Origin of the sequence: Kitasatospora sp. NPDC098652, assembly GCF_044760155.1 — a bacterium.
Classification (GTDB): domain Bacteria; phylum Actinomycetota; class Actinomycetes; order Streptomycetales; family Streptomycetaceae; genus Kitasatospora.
The window spans coordinates 222,174-239,639 of record NZ_JBIWAQ010000004.1 but is presented as its reverse complement, the minus strand read 5'-3'; the positions used below and the strand labels follow the sequence as shown (position 1 = coordinate 239,639).

General features: G+C 74.2%; 16 protein-coding genes and 1 pseudogene. 10 read left to right on the top strand and 7 right to left on the bottom strand.

Annotated elements, in window-relative coordinates; all coding sequences use genetic code 11:
• Window positions 1–14: 14 nt before the first annotated feature.
• A complete protein-coding gene (locus tag ACIQWA_RS11830) occupies window positions 15–587 on the top strand; it encodes a cob(I)yrinic acid a,c-diamide adenosyltransferase (protein WP_360233640.1) in 573 nt (190 codons plus the stop codon).
• Here the strand turns inward: ACIQWA_RS11830 and ACIQWA_RS11825 are convergent.
• On the bottom strand, window positions 584–1,189 hold the full coding sequence (locus tag ACIQWA_RS11825) for a hypothetical protein (RefSeq protein ID WP_402481167.1): 606 nt from the start codon (window positions 1,187–1,189) through the stop codon (window positions 584–586). The two genes, ACIQWA_RS11830 and ACIQWA_RS11825, sit on opposite strands and share 4 nt — an antisense overlap.
• 157 nt (window positions 1,190–1,346) lie before the next feature.
• Between ACIQWA_RS11825 and ACIQWA_RS11820 the strand changes: the two genes are divergently transcribed.
• The 5 genes from ACIQWA_RS11820 (at window position 1,347) to ACIQWA_RS11800 (ending at window position 7,559) form a co-directional block, all read left to right on the top strand.
• Complete coding sequence (locus ACIQWA_RS11820; protein WP_402481165.1) at window positions 1,347–2,549, top strand: sensor histidine kinase; 1,203 nt, start codon at window positions 1,347–1,349, stop codon at window positions 2,547–2,549.
• Window positions 2,546–3,196, top strand: a complete 651-nt coding sequence (locus tag ACIQWA_RS11815; RefSeq protein WP_402481162.1) for a response regulator — start codon at window positions 2,546–2,548, stop codon at window positions 3,194–3,196. Before ACIQWA_RS11820 ends, ACIQWA_RS11815 begins: the two co-directional genes overlap by 4 nt.
• A 178-nt stretch (window positions 3,197–3,374) precedes the next feature.
• A complete protein-coding gene (locus ACIQWA_RS11810; RefSeq protein WP_402481159.1) occupies window positions 3,375–4,244 on the top strand; it encodes a 3-hydroxyacyl-CoA dehydrogenase family protein in 870 nt (289 codons plus the stop codon).
• A 386-nt stretch (window positions 4,245–4,630) separates the two neighbouring features.
• Window positions 4,631–4,948, top strand: a complete 318-nt coding sequence (locus tag ACIQWA_RS11805) for an STAS domain-containing protein (protein ID WP_360233655.1) — start codon at window positions 4,631–4,633, stop codon at window positions 4,946–4,948.
• Window positions 4,949–5,231: 283 nt separating this feature from the next.
• A complete protein-coding gene (locus tag ACIQWA_RS11800) occupies window positions 5,232–7,559 on the top strand; it encodes an ATP-binding protein (protein ID WP_402481156.1) in 2,328 nt (775 codons plus the stop codon).
• 4 nt (window positions 7,560–7,563) lie between these two features.
• Here ACIQWA_RS11800 and nucS read toward each other — a convergent pair whose 3' ends face one another.
• Entirely contained in the window at window positions 7,564–8,223 is a 660-nt protein-coding gene (gene nucS / locus ACIQWA_RS11795) for an endonuclease NucS (protein ID WP_360233661.1), read from the bottom strand.
• Between the two features lie 481 nt (window positions 8,224–8,704).
• On the opposite strand from nucS, the gene ACIQWA_RS11790 reads away from it, so the two are divergent.
• Window positions 8,705–9,097, top strand: coding sequence for an SCO5389 family protein (locus ACIQWA_RS11790; protein WP_350504362.1), 393 nt, complete (start codon window positions 8,705–8,707; stop codon window positions 9,095–9,097).
• A 66-nt stretch (window positions 9,098–9,163) separates the two neighbouring features.
• Here the strand turns inward: ACIQWA_RS11790 and ACIQWA_RS11785 are convergent, their stop codons facing one another.
• Window positions 9,164–10,471 carry an LLM class flavin-dependent oxidoreductase gene (locus ACIQWA_RS11785; RefSeq protein ID WP_402481153.1) on the bottom strand — a complete coding sequence of 436 codons (1,308 nt, stop codon included), beginning with the start codon at window positions 10,469–10,471 and terminating at the stop codon, window positions 9,164–9,166.
• Between the two features lie 230 nt (window positions 10,472–10,701).
• On the opposite strand from ACIQWA_RS11785, the gene ACIQWA_RS11780 reads away from it, so the two are divergent.
• Window positions 10,702–11,025, top strand: a complete 324-nt coding sequence (locus tag ACIQWA_RS11780) for an ATP/GTP-binding protein (protein WP_402481150.1) — start codon at window positions 10,702–10,704, stop codon at window positions 11,023–11,025.
• A 13-nt stretch (window positions 11,026–11,038) separates the two neighbouring features.
• Here ACIQWA_RS11780 and ACIQWA_RS11775 read toward each other — a convergent pair whose 3' ends face one another.
• The gene (locus tag ACIQWA_RS11775) at window positions 11,039–11,806 is read right to left on the bottom strand and encodes an ABC transporter permease subunit (RefSeq protein WP_360233671.1); all 768 of its coding nucleotides are present in this window, start codon (window positions 11,804–11,806) and stop codon (window positions 11,039–11,041) included.
• 1 nt (window position 11,807) lies between these two features.
• Window positions 11,808–12,812, bottom strand: coding sequence for an ABC transporter ATP-binding protein (locus ACIQWA_RS11770; RefSeq protein ID WP_402481146.1), 1,005 nt, complete (start codon window positions 12,810–12,812; stop codon window positions 11,808–11,810).
• A 92-nt stretch (window positions 12,813–12,904) separates the two neighbouring features.
• Between ACIQWA_RS11770 and ACIQWA_RS11765 the strand changes: the two genes are divergently transcribed.
• Together ACIQWA_RS11765 and ACIQWA_RS11760 are read left to right on the top strand one after the other, a co-directional pair.
• Complete coding sequence (locus ACIQWA_RS11765; protein WP_402481143.1) at window positions 12,905–13,702, top strand: alpha/beta fold hydrolase; 798 nt, start codon at window positions 12,905–12,907, stop codon at window positions 13,700–13,702.
• Window positions 13,699–14,010, top strand: coding sequence for a hypothetical protein (locus tag ACIQWA_RS11760; RefSeq protein WP_360233680.1), 312 nt, complete (start codon window positions 13,699–13,701; stop codon window positions 14,008–14,010). Before ACIQWA_RS11765 ends, ACIQWA_RS11760 begins: the two co-directional genes overlap by 4 nt.
• Before the next feature lie 88 nt (window positions 14,011–14,098).
• On the opposite strand, the gene ACIQWA_RS11755 is transcribed toward ACIQWA_RS11760, so the two are convergent.
• Together ACIQWA_RS11755 and ACIQWA_RS11750 are read right to left on the bottom strand one after the other, a co-directional pair.
• Window positions 14,099–15,028, bottom strand: a complete 930-nt coding sequence (locus tag ACIQWA_RS11755) for a cellulose-binding protein (RefSeq protein WP_188306039.1) — start codon at window positions 15,026–15,028, stop codon at window positions 14,099–14,101.
• A 117-nt stretch (window positions 15,029–15,145) separates the two neighbouring features.
• Window positions 15,146–17,466: pseudogene (locus tag ACIQWA_RS11750) on the bottom strand (hypothetical protein); the annotation flags it as partial.

The window sequence follows — 17,466 nt, the reverse complement described above, 5'->3', positions numbered from 1 at the left end:
GCTAGGCTGGCCGCATGGTCAATCTGACGCGCATCTACACCCGTACCGGGGACGACGGCAGCACCGCGCTCGGCGACATGAGCCGGACCACCAAGACCGACCCGCGGCTGATGGCGTACGCCGACGCCAACGAGGCGAACGCGGCGATCGGGGTGGCCCTCGCGGTCGGCGCACTGCCCGAGGACGTCGCGGCCGTGCTCGTCAGGGTCCAGAACGACCTGTTCGACGTCGGCGCCGACCTCTCCACGCCCGTGGTCGAGGACCCGAAGTACCCGCCGCTGCGGGTGCTCCAGTCCTACGTGGACCGGCTGGAGGGGGACTGCGACCACTACCTGGAGCAGGTGGAGAAGCTGCGCAGCTTCATCCTCCCCGGCGGCACGCCCGGCGCGGCCCACCTGCACCTGGCCTGCACGGTGGTGCGGCGGGCCGAGCGCTCGACCTGGGCGGCGATCGACGCGTACGGGGACTCCGTCAACCCGCTGACCGCGAAGTACCTGAACCGGCTGTCCGACCTGCTGTTCATCCTGGCCCGGGTGGCCAACAAGGAGCGCGGCGACGTGCTCTGGGTGCCGGGGGAGAACCGCTAGGAGGCGTCCTGGGACACCTTCTCCGGGGCGGGTTGCTCGACCACCCGGCCGTCCACCACGGTGACGCCCGCCGGCGGCTCCTTGGGCCAGCGCGAGAAGCAGCCGGCCACGACCACGTTGACCACGGCCGCGATGCCCAGCCTCCAGTACCACTGGGCGAAGGTGCCGAAGTGGGCGGAGCCGGCCGACAGCGGGACGAGCAGGCTGATCAGCGCCAGGGTGATCACGGCGGAGACGACCGTCCGCTTGGCGATCTGCCACTCGTACGCCGTCCGCTCCGGGCCGTACTTGGGGGAGGGCAGCGGCTTGGGGCCGCCGGCGAAGCGGTGCAGGAAGTGCCGGTCGGCCCAGGCGACCAGCGAGGGGCCGTAGCCGACCGAGAAGCCGGCGTAGCTCGCGGCCAGGGCGTGCATCCAGCTCGCCTGCGCGCCGCCGCGCAGGTTCAGCACGGTGAGGGCGTACAGGGCGAGGTCCACCACCGGCAGGCCGATCAGCAGCACGGTGCTGGCGCGGCGCCACCGCAGCAGGTAGCGGGCGGAGAGGGCGAGGCCGAGCACGATCCACCAGGAGATCTCGGCCGCGACGATGAGGGTGACGATCACTTCTGCTCCCGGTCGTTTTCGGCGGTGCCCCCAGCCTCGTGCGCGGGCGCGGTGTTGTCGTCGTCGCCCGGTGCCGTCCCGGCCTGCACCTTTCGATGTAGTGGGCTCCTCCGCGGATCGGAGCCGGGCGGGCGGCCGGGGATGGTGAGATGGGGGCGTGCTCGTACCGTCCCTCCCCCCGCGGCAACTGGACCGGCTGATCGCCCTGTGCGGGGTGCTCGGCGGTGCGGTGCTGATCGTCTTCAAGGTGTACGACCGAGCGGACCGGGTGCCGCTGTGGGCCGTGGTGGCGCCGCTGCTGGTGACGGCGGGGCTGGAGCTGGTCCGGCGCACCCGGCCGGTGCTGGCGGTGTCGCTGGGCGGGCTGGCCTTCGCGGGGAGCATCTTCGCCGGCAGCCTGCTGGCGACGACGATCATGTACACCGACCTGCTGTACGCGGCGGTGCTCTACGGCACCAGCCGGATGTCGCGGGTGCTGCACCTGAGCGGCGGCGCGACCGTGCTGGTGCTGTCCAGCCTGGCCTGGTACGTGGCCGGGACCTCGGCCGGGCTGCTGATCGTGGTGGTCAGCTCGCTGGTGTTCCTGGCGCCGGTGTGGACCGGGGACCTGGTGCGCAAGCACCGGGAGCAGGCGGAGAACGAGCGGCTACGGGCCGAACAGACCGCGCTGCTCTCGGAGATGGACCGGCGCGAGGCGGTCGTCGCCGAACGGTCCCGGATGGCACGGGAGTTGCACGACGTGGTGGCCAACCACCTGTCGGCGATCGCGATCCACGCCACCGGCGCGCAGTCGGCAGCCCGGCGGCGGAGCCTGCCCGAGGGCGATCCGCTGGTCGAGGTGCTGGCGGTGATCCGGGAGAACAGCGTCCAGGGATTGGCCGAAATGCGTCGCATGATCGGACTGCTTCGGGACAGCGGCGGGGGAGAGGCCGACGAGTCGTACGCGGCCCCCGACCTCGCCGCGGTGGACGCCCTGCTGGAGAAGGCCCGGGCCGCCGGGCAGGGCGTCGGACTGGACTTCGAGCTGACCGAGGACGGCGAGCGCGGTGACCTCCCGGTGCCGGTCGGGCTGGCCGCCTACCGGATCGTGCAGGAGTCGCTGACCAACGCGCTCAAGCACGCCGGGCCCGGACTGGTCGCGCTGCGGCTGGAGTTCGGCCCGGACGCGCTGCGGATCGCGGTCGACAGCCCGTTCCGCGGCGAACCGGGCCGTGAACTGCCCGGCGCCCGGGCCGGGCTGGTGGGGATGTCGGAGCGGGCCGCGCTGCTGGGCGGCAGCTTCGAGGCCGGGCCGCGGGACGGGTACTGGAGGGTGCGCGCGGAGTTGCCGCGCCGCCGGGAGAGCGAGGGACGGGCATGACGATCCGGGTACTGGTGGCCGAGGACCAGGCGGCGGTGCGGGCGGCGCTGGTGATGATCCTGCGGGCGGAGCCCGGGTTCGAGGTGGTCGGGCAGGCCGCCGACGGGCAGGAGGGCGTCCGGCTGGCCCTGGAACTGCGGCCCGACGTGGTGCTGATGGACGTCCAGATGCCCCGGCTGGACGGCGTCTCGGCGACCCGTCAGGTGGTGGAGGCCGGGGCGGCCCAGGTGCTGGTGCTGACCACCTTCGACCTGGACGAGTACGTCTACGGCGCGCTGCGGGCCGGCGCGGCCGGCTTCCTGCTCAAGGACCTGGAGGCGGACACCCTGGTCGAGGGCATCCGCACGGTGGCGCGCGGGGACGGCATGCTGGCGCCCTCGGTGACCAGGCGGCTGATCGGCGCCTTCGCCCGGCCCGGGCGCCCGGTCGGACCGGAGGCCCGGACGGCGGTGGCGGGCCTGACCGGGCGGGAGCGGGAGGTGCTGGCCTGCGTCGGGGCGGGGATGTCCAACGGGGAGATCGCGCGCCGGCTGGAGATGGCGGAGGCGACCACCAAGACCCACGTCAGCCGGATCCTGGCGAAGCTCGGGCTGCGCAGCCGGGTGCAGGCGGCGATCCTCGCCCAGGACCTCGGTCTGACCATCTGACGACCATCCTGGTCGGGTGACCAGGTCGGTTGCAGATCACACTCCCGATTGCTATGGCACGGACGGTCTGGGCACTAGAGTCCCCGCCAGAGCAAAGCGGCTGCCGGTGGGTGATCCCTGCCCTGAGCCGCCTTCAGGGCCCGCCCGCAGGGCGGCGACGGCATCGGGAGACCCAGCCATGAGCAATGCGTCCAGCAAGCAGATCGCCGTGATCGGTGCCGGCCTGATGGGTGCCGGTATCGCCCAGGTGTCCGCGCAGGCCGGTCACCCGGTGGTGCTGCGGGACGTGACCGAGGAGGCGCTGCAGCGGGGCCTGGCCGGCATCCGCGCCTCGTACGAGAAGTTCGTCTCCAAGGGCAAGTTGAGCGCCGAGGACGCCGAGGCCGCGCTGGGCCGGATCACCACCACCACCGACCTGGGCGCCGTCGCCGAGGCCGACATCGTGGTCGAGGCCGTGTTCGAGAACCTGGACGTCAAGGAGGGCGTGTTCCGCGAGCTGGACAAGCTCGCCAAGGACGGCGCCGTCCTCGCCTCCAACACCTCCGCCATCCCGATCACCCGGATCGCGGCCGTCACCCAGCGGCCGGAGTCGGTCGTCGGCGTCCACTTCTTCTCGCCGGTCCCGATGATGAAGCTGGTCGAGCTGGTCCGCGGCTACAAGACCAGCGACGCGACGCTGGCCGCCGCCCGCGCCTACGCCGAGGGCGTCGGCAAGGACGTCGTGGTGGTCAACCGGGACGTGGCGGGCTTCATCACCACCCGCCTGATCACCGCGCTGGTCGTCGAGGCCGCCAAGCTGTACGAGTCGGGCGTGGCCACCGCCGAGGACATCGACACCGCCTGCCGCCTCGGCTTCGGCCACGCGATGGGCCCGCTGCAGACCGCCGACCTGACCGGCGTCGACATCCTGCTGCACGCCGCCCACAACATCTACACCGAGACCAAGGACGAGAAGTTCGCCGCCCCGGAGATCATGGCCCGCATGGTCACCGCCGGTGACCTCGGCCGCAAGAGCGGCCGGGGCTTCTACCCGTACGAGGGCAAGTGAGCCCGCGGGGCTGAACGCCCTGGTGGGCCGTGCGATCGGGGCATCGTACGGCCCGCCGTACCGGGGCGGGTGAGTTTCCTCACGCCGGGTGCCGCAGACGGGTGATTTGGGCGGTAATCGAGCGTAGGTGTGGAGAGTTCCTGCGTATATTCCCTCGGACGAGTGAAGTTGCTTCAGATCAGGGCGGAAAACAGCAACCTGCGGCGCTGCTCCACCGTCAGATGAGGGAACCCGGCACTCCGACCGGGGCCGGGCGCGAGCCGAGCCGACGCAGGCGTTCCGCCCGGGCCGTCCCACTCCGATCCAGCGGCCGTCCCGCCTCCCGGTCCGTGCCGGCCGGGGCCGGACCCGCCCCGCACCAGGCCACCCAGGCGAAGGAGGAGAGCATGCGCATCACCGGCGACCACACGGCGCTGGCCATCGAAGGCCGCCTCGACGTGCGCACCGCCGCCGACGCGCGGGCAAGGCTGCACCAGGCCGTGGACGGCGGCCTCGGCGACCTCGTGCTCGACCTCGGCCGGCTGGAGTTCTGGGACGCCACCGGCCTCGGCGTGATCATGGGCACCCACCGGCGGGCCGGCCGGATCGGCCGCCGGCTCGTGCTGCGGGCCGTCCCCGCTCAGCTCCAGCGGCTGCTGGTGGCCACCAAGTTGCACCGCATCCTCACCGTCGACGGCGGGATCCCCGAGGTCCAGGCCTCCTGACGCCCGTTCCGGGGGCGTACGGAGCGGCTCGCGGAACGTTCCGTACGCCTGTTCACGCGCCCTCGGGCCGCCCGCCGCGACCGGGCCGGGCCCGACCGGCCCCGCCGGCCTTCACCTTCCCCGCACCGGACCGCACTGCACGGCCGGGCCCGGATGTGCAAGAGTCTGCCCGTCAGACGACGGCCGCCCGGGGCCGGCTGCCCACAGCCCGCCCGCGGCCGCGACCGAGACGTGTGCCGGCCGGCGCGGGGCGCCGGCGGCCGAACACGATGCGGAGCAGAACGTGGCACAGCCATCCGGGGAGTTCCGGCAGGAGGCCGCCCGCACCCGCGGCGGCGAACTGGTCTCCGGCGCCCTGCTGGTCGGCGTCGGCGCCCCGGACGGCTCCGAGGCCCGGCCCTGTCCGGAGGAGTGGCGGCCCCGCCCGCGCCGGATCGAACGCAGCGAGCCCGCCCGCGGCCCGGTCGGCGGCGTCGGCCGGGCGGTCGGCCCGCTCGCCCTCGGCGCCGGCCCCACCGACCTGCCGCTGCTCGACCGCGAGGCCGACATCGCCGAACTCCTCGGCCTGCTCGCCGAGGGCCGCTCGATACGCCTGGTCGGCCAGGCCGGCTCGGGCCGCAGCACCCTGCTGTCGGCCGTCGCCGAGGCCGCCGCCGACCTCGCCCCCGGCGGCGTCGTCCAGCTCTGCGGCCACCGCCGCACCGCCGCCGACCTGCTCCAGGACCTCTTCGCGGCCACCCACCACGCCCCCGGCTACCGCCCCGACCCGGCCCGGCTGGCCGCCCACCTCGCCGGGGTCGCCGCGGTCGTCGTGATCGACGAGGCCGAGCCCGCCGGCGACGAGCTGGAGCAGCTGCTCGCCGCCGCCCCCGGCTGCGCCTTCCTGATCTCGGTCGCCCCCGGCTGCCCGCCGCTGCCCGCCGACTCCCGGCTGCGCGACCACCTCGTCCCCGGCCTCTCCCGGCCCGCCTGCCTGGCCCTCACCGCCCGGCTCGCCGGACGGCCGCTGGACGCCGCCGAGAAGGCCTGGGCGGTCGACCTCTGGTTCGAGTCCGAGGGGCTGCCGCTGCGCTTCGTCCAGGCCGCCGCGCTGCTGCGGCAGCGGGACGTCGCGGTGGACGCGCTGGTCGCCGCCGAGGAGGACCGGCTGGACGTCTTCGGCGCGGTCGACGAGCCCGCCCACGACCCCGACCCGGCGATCCGGGAGAACGCGCTGCGGCGCACCGTGCCGCTGCCCTCGGTCGCCGAGACCGCCTCGCCCGCCGTCCGGCTCGCCGAGGGGCTCGGCGAGTCCGCGCAGGCCGTGCTGCGGCTGGCCGTCGCGCTCGGCGGCGAATGCCCCACCGCGCCGCACCTGCCCGCGCTGATCGACGTCGGCCAGGGCGAGAGCGCGCTGGCCGAACTCGCCGACGCCGGGCTCGCGGTGTCCATCGGCGGGCACCACCGGCTGACCGCCGGGGCGCTCGAACTGCTCGCCCCGCACTGGCCGGCCCGCGGCTGCGTGGACGGCGCCGCCCAGCACTTCGCCTGGTGGGTCGGGCACAGCTCGGTGTCGCTGGCGCAGATCGCCGCCGAGGCCGAGGTCCTGATCGGCGTGCTGCTCGCGGACCGTACGGCCGGGCGGCACGAGGCGGTCGTCCGACTGGCCAGGGCGGCCGCCCCCGCCCTGGCGCTGGCGCTGCGCTGGGGCGCCTGGGAGCGGGTCCTCCAGCTCGGCCTGGAGGCGGCCCGGCGGACCGGATCGACGGTCGACCAGGCCTGGTTCCACCACGAGGCGGGCGTGCTCGCGATCTGCCTCCAGCAGCCCTCCCGGGCGATCGCCGAACTGGAGACCGCCCTAACCCTGCGGGCCACCGCGGGGGAGCCGCGCGGGGTCGCCGCCGCGGGCCGGATGCTCGACCTGCTGCGTGCCGACGGCCGTCAGCTGCCGGCCGCCGCGACCGCCGCGGCGGCGTCGGGCCGCGGGCCGGTGATCCGGAAGATCGCCGCCCGGGTGCCGGCCGGCCTCAAGGCCAGGGCCGGGCGGCGGCGCAAGGTGGTGGTGGCCTCCGCGGCCCTGCTCACCTTCGGGGTGCTCGGTACGGCGGTGGCGATGAGCCTCACCGGGCCCGAGGAGCACAAGGCGAAGGACCCGCACGGTCAGCTGGACCAGGTCGGCGACACCGGCAACGCGCCGATGCCGGTGCCCTCCGCCGACGCCTCCCCGGGCACGGCCGGGGCGGGCGGCACCGAGCCGGGCGGCCCGGCGACGGGGGCCGGTGCGGAGCCCTCGGCCAGCGGGAGCGCCTCGCACTCGCCGAGCGCCACACCGTCGAAGCGGTCGAGCTCCTCGCCGGGGGCCACCGGCTCGGCGGCCCCGCAGCAGTCGCAGCAGCCCGCCCCGGAGCAGCCGCAGCCGTCGGAGCAGCCGCCGGGGCCGAAGCCCGGCGGGTCGGGCGGGGGCGGCAACGGCGGGGGAGGCGGCGGTCAGACCGGTGGCGGCACCGGTGGCGGGACCGGCAACTCGCCGTCGCCGAGCCCGTCCGCGACGACGGCCAAGCCGAGCCCGACGTCGACCGCGTCCCCCAGTCCGACCGGTCAGCCCAGCCCGACGTCGAGCACGTCGGGCTGACCGGTCAGAACAGCTTGAGCTTGTCGTCGTCGATGCCGCGCAGCTCGTCGTAGTCCAGCACCACGCAGCCGATGCCCCGGTCGGTGGCCAGGACGCGGGCCTGGGGCTTGATCTCCTGCGCGGCGAAGACGCCCTTGACCGGGGCCAACAGCGGGTCCCGGTTGAGGAGTTCGAGGTAGCGGGTGAGCTGCTCGACGCCGTCGATCTCGCCACGGCGCTTGATCTCCACGGCCACCGTGGCGCCGTCGGAGTCGCGGCAGAGGATGTCGACCGGGCCGATCGCGGTCGGGTACTCGCGGCGGATCAGCGACCAGCCGGTGCCGAGCACCTCCATCCGGTCCGCGAGCAGCTCCTGGAGGTGCGCCTCGACGCCGTCCTTGATCAGGCCCGGGTCCACCCCGAGTTCGTGGGAGGAGTCGTGCAGCACCTCCTCCAGCGTGATGATGAGCTTCTCGCCGGCCTTGTTCTCCACCGTCCAGACCCCGTCGGCCTCCTTGAGGACGCACGGCGGGGACATCCAGTTGAGCGGCTTGTAGGCGCGGTCGTCGGCGTGGATGCTGACGCTGCCGTCGGCCTTGACCAGGATCAGCCTGGTGGCGGAGGGCAGATGGGCGGAGAGCCGACCGGCATAGTCGACTGAGCAGCGGGCAATTACGAGACGCACGGTCGACCACGCTAGCCCACCGGGGCCAGTTGATGCGATTCCGAGACGACCGGGTGAAGAAAGCGCGAACCCCGCGAACATGGAGGTTCGGCGGACCCGACGCCGCTCGCCGCGCTCTGGCGTACGCCCCCTGGGGTCGCTACGGTGTGTGACGCTACGGATGCGGGGTCGCTGTCAACGGGGATGGAGACTTCAGATGAACGATCCGACGGGATCAGGCCAATCTGGTGCACCACGGCGTATTTCCGGAGCAATCCGTAGGAACGACCGGCCTGCTCCGCCGTTGACTGCCACGCTGTTCTGACGCGGTCGGTGTTCAGGACGTCACGTCCCGTGGCGCCGCCGCCTTCGCAACAGGTGCCGGAAACCCCCGTTCGACGGTGTTCCGGACACCGCCTGCGATTTCGCCCACCCTCCCTGTGAGCTTGGACTACGCACGACCACCCGGGCGCCGCGCGGGTGGACCGCGAGAGGAGAATCCATGTCGCTCGACGTCTCACCGGCCCTGCTGGAAAAGGCCGAGCGGGGCGAGGTCGACGAGCGGGAATTCGTCGACTGCGTCCGCGTCTCGCTGCCGTACGCCTGGGACCTGATCAGCTCGCTGGTCGCGCAGGCCAAGGTCGACGGTACCGACTTCGCCGACAACCAGGTGCCGCCGCCCAGCGAGCAGGCCCGCGGCCAGCTGCTGCGCGCCCTGGCCAGCGATGCCATCCGGGGCGCCCTGCAGCGCCACTTCGGCGTCCGGCTGGCCTTCCAGAACTGTCACCGGGTGGCGGTGTTCGTGCCGTCGGAGGCCAACGAGGCGCGGTACGACCGCTTCACCTCCGTCCGGGAGCAGCTGCTCAACCAGTCCGAGGAGCTGCGGGACTGCTGATCCGGCCGGAGCCGGCCGTCCCGTCCCCCGGTGCGGGGGGAGGGGCGGCGGTCCGGGCCCGGAGGGTCAGCCCAGCTGCGGCAGTACCTCGGAGCCGAGCCGGGCGATGTTGTGCAGGGTTGCCTCGCGGTCGCCGCTGCCCTCCGCGAGCAGGGCGAAGCGGCGGATCCCGGTGCGCTCGGCGGTGGCCAGCAGCCGGTCGGCGCACTGCTTGGGCGTGCCCACCGCGTGCAGGTCGCAGAGCAGTTCGGTGTACTGGTGCGGGTCGCGCATCTTGCGTTCGCGGCCGTCCACGGTGCGGTGGGCGCCGAGCCCGTACTCGAACCAGCCGGGCATCGCGTTCAGCAGGGTGGCCCGGGCCGCCGAGGTGCGGTCGTCCACCTGGGCCACGCCCGCCGCGACGTGCTGGCGGGTCACCCGGCGCAGCTGCTCCTCGCCCCGCCCGGCGGCCAGCCAGGCGGCGCGGTAGAGCTCCAGCATCCGCATCTTGTCGTCGTCGCCGGAGTGCATGCCGAGCAGCATCGGCAGGCCGCGCTCGGCGGCCAGCCGCACCCCGCCCGGGGAGGTGCAGGCGACCACCACCGGCGGGCCGGCCAGCGGCCGTCCGGTGCGGTCTCGTTCCTCGGCGAGGCCGTCGGCGTCCTGGCGCTGGCGGGGGAAGCGCACCGGGCCGGAGGGCTCGTCCAGGCCGAGCCAGCTGCCCAGGCCCGGTCGGCGCACCGACTCGGTGGCCCGCGGCACCACCGCGACCTCGGGGAAGGAGAACTGCGGTCCGTCCGCGCCGACCCGGGAGCCGCGCAGCCAGCGCAGCAGCAGGTCCAGCCGCTCCGGGAAGCCGGTCTCGAAGGCGTCCACCCCGCTGCCGAACACGTCCAGGTCGATCCACGGCCCGCCGCGGCCCACCCCGAGCGTGAAGCGCCCGCCGGAGGTGAGGTGCAGCAGCGCGGCCTGCTCGCCGAGTGCCACCGGGTGGCTGGTGGAGAGCACGCTGACGGCGGTGCCGATGCCGATCCGGCGGGTGCGGCCGAGCAGCAGCGCGGCGAGCGTCGCGGCATCGGGGCAGACTCCGTACGGGACGAAGTGGTGCTCGGCCAGCCAGACGCTGTCCAGGCCCGCGCGTTCCGCCTCGACGGTGGCCCGGACGGTGCGCTCCAGCACCTCGCCGTGGCTCTGCCCGGGGAACTGCGCGGACAGCAGGAACGCGCCGACCCGTACCGGGGCGGTGTCCGGCGGCAGTGCGGCGGTGCGCTGGGCGGCGGTCAGCGGTTCGCCGGTGACGGCCAGCGGCGGTACGGAGGTGAGCGCCGGGCCCGGGGCGGGCGGGCGCACGCCGACGGGTCGGCGGGTCTCGGCGCGCGGGCTGGTCTTGGTCATCCTGGGGGCCTCCTCGGGTGCACGCAGGGTCTGCGGGCCCCGCCTGTCCACTCGTGGGTATCCGATGTCATGTGCCAATGGCACGCGGAACCCCCGATTTCCCCGATGATCGGGTGGATCTCGGCAAAAACCCCGGACGGGTCGGCCGAAGCCGTGATAGAGGCCGATAAAAGGGTTTGACACCCTTAGGCTGGAGCGACTTCGAGCCCCCGGAAGAGAGGCAGACCGCCGTGCCCCGCCGCAACCGGATCAAGAGCGCCGCCGACCGCGAGAACGCCGAGCCGGCCGCCGCCCCGCTCGGCGGTTCGCTGCGCCGCACCGAGAACTACCAGGGCGACGACTGGGTGGTGCAGACGGTCGCCGGGACCTCGGGGCGGTTCTACCGCTGCCCGGGCTGCGACCAGGAGATCCCGCCCGGGGTGGGCCACGTGGTGGCCTGGCCGATGCACGGCGGCGGGGTGGACGACCGGCGGCACTGGCACCGGGCGTGCTGGGGCGCGCGGGAGCGCCGGGCCTCCAACCTGCTGCGGGGCCGCGGCGCTCCGCGCTACTGAGTCCGCCGCGCCGTCACGCGTCCCGGTTCTTGAGCACCAGCGCGCCGCCGACCAGCGCGGCCGCGGTCCAGGCGAGGCAGATCGTGAAGCCCGCCCACGGCCCGTACGGCTGGCCGTTCTGCTCGTAGACCAGCAGCATCCGCGAGCCGGCGTAGTCGGGGAAGTAGTGGGCCAGGGTCTTGACCTTCGGCACCGCCGAGAGGATCGGCGAGAGCAGGAAGAAGAACGGCACCAGCACGCCCAGGGCGAGGGTCTGGTTGTGCAGCATGGCGGTGACGCCGGCCGAGAACAGGCAGAGCATCGTCAGGTAGAGCGCGGCGCCGAGCACCGCGCGCAGCACGTTCGGCTCGCCCAGGGTGGTGGAGTGCGAGCCGAGCAGCGCCTGGCCGACGAAGAAGGTGACGAAGGCGGTCACCAGCGAGACCGCCAGGGCCAGCCCGCCGAGCACCAGCGCCTTCCCGGCCAGCAGGGTGCCGCGCTGGGGGACGGCGGCCAGGGTGACCCGGATCATGCCGCTGCTGTACTCGTTGCCGATCGCCAGCACCCCGAAGACGATGATGGCCAGCTCGCCGAGCATGATGCCGGAGAAGGCCGTGCCGGTGGCGTCGAACGGGGTCACCTCGTGGCGTCTGAACTCGGTGAAGTTGTTGTTGGTGAGCAGGGACAGCAGCGCGCCGATGCCGACGGTGACCACGAAGGCCAGTGCGAGGGTCCAGACGGTGGAGCGGACGCTGCGGATCTTCGTCCACTCGGAGCGCAGGATCGCCGGGAAGGACGTCATCTCAGTTCTCCTCCTGCCGCGCCGCCGCGGCCGGCCGGGCGCCGTCCGCCTTCCAGCCCGCGCCCCACTCGCCGGGTGCGCCGGCGGCGTCCCGGCCGGGGCCGTCGCCCGCGTGGTACTCCACCGAGTCCGCCGTCATCTGCATGAACGCCTCCTCCAACGAGGCCTGCTGGGGGCTGAGTTCGTGCAGCACCACGCCGTGCGCGGCGACCAGTTCGCCGAGCCGGGCGATGTCGCCGTCGACCACCTCGTACGAGCCGTCGGGGCCCGGTTCGTACCGCAGGCCGGCGCTGGCCAGCACGTCGAGCAGGCGCTCGGGCTGCGGGGTGCGCAGCCGGACGGCGGAGCGGGAGTTGCGCCGGATGAACTCCGGCATCGCCAGGTCGGCGAGCAGCCGGCCCTTGCCGATGACCACCAGGTGGTCGGCGGTGACGGCCATCTCGCTCATCAGGTGGGAGGAGACGAAGACGGTCCGACCCTCGCCGGCCAGGCGCTTCATCAGGTTGCGGATCCAGAGGATGCCCTCCGGGTCGAGGCCGTTGACCGGCTCGTCGAACATGACGATCTCCGGGTCGCCGAGCAGGGCGGAGGCGATGCCCAGGCGCTGGCCCATGCCGAGCGAGAAGCCGCGGGCGCGCTTGCGGGCGACCGGGGTGAGGCCGACCAGGGCGAGCACCTCGTCCACCCGTCCGACCGGGATCCGGTTGCTCTGGGCGAGCCAGAGCAGGTGGTCGCGGGCGGTGCGGCCGGGGTGGACGGCCTTGGCCTCCAGCAGGGCGCCGATGTACTTGAGCGGCTCGCTGAGCTGCCCGTAGCGCTTGCCGTCGATGGTGACCCGGCCGCTGGTGGGGCGGTCCAGGTCGAGGATCATGCGCATGGTGGTGGACTTGCCCGCGCCGTTGGGCCCGAGGAAGCCGGTGACCACTCCCTGGGGGACCGAGAAGCTGAGCCGGTCCACCGCGAGCGTCTTGCCGTAACGTTTCGTCAGGTCGTGCAACTCGATCATTGGCGCTCCCTTGCTCTCTGGCAGGCTAGGACAAAGCGGATATCGCGGCCCGCTGAGTGGGCCCGTCGGGCGCGCCGCAATACGGTGGCTGCATGAGCCAGCTCCCCTCCGCAGTGTCCGTCCGCGAGAGCGGTACCGGAACACCCCTCGTGCTGCTGCACGCCTTCCCGTTGAACGCCTCGATGTGGTCCGCCCAGCTGGACGCGCTGCCCGGACTGACCGGGGACGAGGTCCGGGTGCTCGCCCCCGACCAGCGGGGCTTCGGCGGGACCGAGCTGGGCACCGACGAACCCTCGCTGGACCTCGTCGCCGACGACCTGGCGCTGCTGCTGGACGCGGCCGGGATCGACCGCGCGGTGGTCGGCGGACTCTCCATGGGCGGCTACGTGGCGCTCGCCTTCGCCCGCCGCCACCCGGACCGGCTGTCCGGCCTGCTGCTGGCCAACACCCGCGCCACCGCGGACCGGGACGCCGTGCGGGCCAACCGGGAGCGGATCGCCGCCGCCGTGACCGCCCGGGGCAGCGTCCAGCTGCTGCTGGACGAGCAGGTCGCGGCCGGGCAGCTCGGGCCCGACTCCCAGCACCTGGTGGAGCGGGTGCAGGCGATGGTGGCCGCCGCGCCGCCCGCCTCCGTCGCGTGGGCCCAGCGGGCCATGGCGGCCCGTCCGGACTCCCTGGAGGTGCTGGCCGGGCTCCGGGTGCCGGTGGCGTTCCTCGCGGGCGCCCAGGACGCCCTGGTGGCGCCCGAGGAGGCCGAACTGATGCACCGGGCCCGCCCGGACGCCGAGCTGACCGTCGTCCCCGGCGTGGGCCACCTGAGCGCCCTGGAGTCCCCGGGCGCGTTCGACGCCGCCGTCCGCCGGCTGCTCGCCCGGGTGGCCGCCGGATGAGCCCGGACGCGGCGGGCTGGGACTTCTCCGCGCTGGAGGTCACCGGCCGGATGCCGGTGACCAACCGCGGCGAGGGGCTGGTGGAGCTGACCCTGGAGCCGCTGGGCGAGGACTACTGGATGCGCCCCGGCGAGACCTTCATCGTCACCTCGTACGGCGACTACGGCTCCGGGCACCCCTTCGAGGTGCAGTACTGGCCCGACTCGGTGTCGGTCTGGTGCACCTCCTGGTACGGCACCGTGTCGGACGACGAGGGGAACCAGCTCAGCAGCGGGCACCAGCGGCCCGACGGGGCGTACCCCCGGTAATTGCCCCCGAGGTGATGACGGGCGGACGCACGACAGGCCCTCACCCGGGCGGGTGAGGGCCTGTCGGACGACCGCGTCAGCGGCTGCGTCAGCGCGACTGCTGGGCGGGCACGCCCATGGTGTCGTCGTTCGGCAGCGAGGCGGCGGCCACGGCCGCGCCGGTCAGCGTCGCCAGCATCTCGCGGACGTTGGTCAGCTGGGCGTTGATGCTGTCGCGACGGTTGGTCAGCGCCGCCAGCTCGCGCTCGGACTCGCTGCGGATGCGGTCCGCCTTGGCGTTGGCGTCCGCCACGATGTCCTCGGACTGGCGCTGGGCCGTCTCGACGGTCTGGCGGGCCCGGCGCTCGGCGTCGGTGCGCAGCTTCTCGGCCTCCAGGCGCAGCTGCTCGGCCCGGTGCTCGATCTCGGCCAGGCGCTTCTCGGCCTTGGCCTGACGGGCGGCCAGGTCGCGCTCGGACTGCTCGCGGCGCTTGGCCAGGTTCGTCTCGAACTCCAGGGCGGCCTGGGCGGCCTTGGTGCGGGTCTCCTCGAAGAGGGCGTCCGCCTCCTCGCGCTTGTTCTGGGCGTCCTTGTTGGCCTCGGCGCGCAGCTGGGCGGAGTCGCTCTTCGCCTTGTCGACGATCCGCAGCCCCTCGTCCTCCGCCTTGGCCTTGCGGTCCTTGGCGTAGTTCTCGGCCTCGGTGCGGACCTGCTGGGCGGCGGCCTCGGCCAGCTCGCGGTGCTGCTCGGAGGCGCGGTGCGCCTCGTCGCGCAGGTCCTTGGCCTCCTCCTCGGCGAGCCGCAGGATCTTCTCGACCCGGGCGCCGAGGCCGGCGTAGGAGGGCTCCTGCTCGGCGACCGCCGCCTGGGCGGTCTGGGTTTCGAGGTGGAGCTCCTCGATGCGCTTCTCCAGTGCGCTGATCCGGGTCAGGGCACTGTCACGGTCGGCCACCAGCTTGGTGATCCGCTCGTCGACCTGGGCGCGCTCGTACCCACGGCGTACCAGGTCGAAGCCGTGAGGGGAGTGACTGTCGCTCATGGGACTCTGGGCTTCCTGTCGTCAAACCGCTGAGGTGGTTGAGGGAATCCTGACACGGTACCGGAGTGTCGACGGCGAAATGCCGTTGTCTCACGGACAATGACCGCCAATGTCCGCTCAATCGGGTGGTGCGTTCTTGGAACGATTGCCACCCGACCGGGGGGAGCCAACTCCGGCACCGGCCTTGGCGCCCCCGTCCTTCTTGGTGTTGCTTCCCCCGTTGACCTGGGCGACCGGTGTCGGTGCCTCGAACGCCTCCAGCGCCGAGAGCACGTCCTGGACCCTGGAGATCTCGGTGTTGATGTCCTTGCGGCGGCGCACCAGTTCGTCCAGCTCGCGCCGGCCCTCCTCGGTGACCCGCTCGGCCTCGGCCTTCGCCTCGGCGATCAGTCGCTCGGCCTCCGCCTTCGCCAGCTCGATCTGCTCGTCCGCGGTGCGGTCGGCGTCGCGCAGCCGCTTCTCCGCCTCGGCGGCCGCGCCGTCGAGGCGCTCCTCGGCCTCCGCCTCGGCCGCGCGCAGCTTGGCCTCGGACTTCGCGATCAGCGACTCGGCCCGCTCGGTGGAGTTGGCGAGCTTGGTCTCCGCCTCCTTGAGCAGCCCCTCGGCCTTGCGGACGGCGGACAGCCGGACCTTGCTGGCCTCCGCGGACGCCTCCGAGGTGAGCTCGGACGCCCGCTCCTCGGCGGCCGCGACCAGGGCGGCGGCACGGTCCTCGGCCTCGGCGACGGTGGCCACCGCCTGCTCCTCGGCCTCGGTGAGCTGTTCCTGGGCGGCCGTCACCAGCGCGTCCACCCGCTCGCCGGCCGACTTCATGGCCGCCGCGTTCTCCTTGCGGGCCCGCTCGTGCAGCGCCTCCACCTCGGCGTCGGTGCGCTCGCGCAGCTCCTCGGCGCGCTCGCGGATCGCGGTGGCGTCCCGGCGGGCCTCGGCGAGCAGCGTGTCGGCGTCGGCGCGGCCCTTCTCGACCTCGGCCTGACCGGCCGCCTCGCCGGCCGCGACCAGCCGGTCGGCCTCCTTGCGGGCGGCGGCGACCATCGCGTCCGCCTGCTCCTCGGCGGCGGCGGTGGTGGCCAGCGCGGTGGTCTGGGCGTCCTCGCCGAGCGACTCGGCGTCGGCGAAGGCCTTCTCCAGCACGGACTTGGCGCGGTCCCGGGTGGCCTTGTCGAACTGCTCGGCGGCCTCCCGGGTCTGCGCGTCGTAGGCGTCGGCGCGGGCGTGGGTGGCGGCGTCGTACTCGTCGGCCAGGGTGCGGGTGGCCAGTGCGTACTCCTCGGCCTCGGCGCGCAGCCCGGCGGCCAGCTCCTCGGCCTCGGCGATCGTCCGCCGGGCCTGGGCGTCGGCGTCGGCGACCGTACGGGCGGCCTGCGCCTCGGCGTCCGCGCGCAGCTGCTCGGCGGCCTCCTGGGCGGCCCGCAGCTCGGCCTCGGCCTCGGCGCGCAGCTGCTCGTCGTAGGCCTGGGCCTCGGCCCGCTGCCGGCCGAGCTCGGCCTCGACGGCCTCGCGCTCGGCGGTGAGCTCCAGCTCGGTCTGCTCGCGCAGGGCGGTGGTCTCGGCCTCGGTCCGGGCGCGCAGCTCGGCCGTCTCGCGGTCGGCCAGCTCGCGCTGTTCGGCCGTCTCGCGGTCGGCGAGCTCGCGCACCTCGGCGGCGTACCGGTCGGCGGCCTCGCGCTGCTCGGTGGTCTCCCGCTCGGCGAGCTCGCGCAGCTCGGTGGCGTCCTGCTCGGCCCGCTCGCGGGTGTCCGCGGCCTCCTGCTCGGCGGTGGCCCGCAGCGCGGCGATCTGCTCGGCGGCGGCCTCGTGCAGGCCGGCCACCGACTGGCGGACCTCGGCGGCCTCGTCCTCGGCGGCGGAGACCAGCTCGGCCCCCTCGGCCCGGGCGGCGGCCACCACGTCCTGGCCGTCGGCACGCGCCTGCTCCAGCTCGGCGGCGGCCTCGGCGCGGATGGCGTCGGCGGTGGCGCGGGCCTCGGACAGCTCCCGGCCGGCCTCGGCCCGGACCGTCTCGGCCTGCTCCTCGGCCAGCGCCAGCTCGGCGGCGGCCTTCTCGCGGGTGGCCTTGGCGTCCTGGGCGGCCTCGGCCCGGCGCTGCTCGGCGGCGGCGTCGGCCTGGGCCAGCAGCTCGTCGGCCTCGGCGCGGTGGTCGGCGGCGTACTGCTCGACCTCGGTGCGCAGTTCGGCGGCGTGCTGTTCGGCTTCGGTGCGGACGCGGTCGGCGTAGGCCTCGGCGCTCTCGCGCTGCTGGGTGGTCTCCTGCTGGGCGAGGGCGCGCAGTTCGGCCGCGGCCCGTTCGGCCTCGGCGCGCTGCTCGGCGGCGTACTGCTCCGCCTCGGCGCGGTGGTCGACGGCGTACTGCTCGACCTCGGTGCGCAGTTCGGCGGCGTGCTGTTCGGCTTCGGTGCGGACGCGGTCGGCGTAGGCCTCGGCGCTCTCGCGCTGCT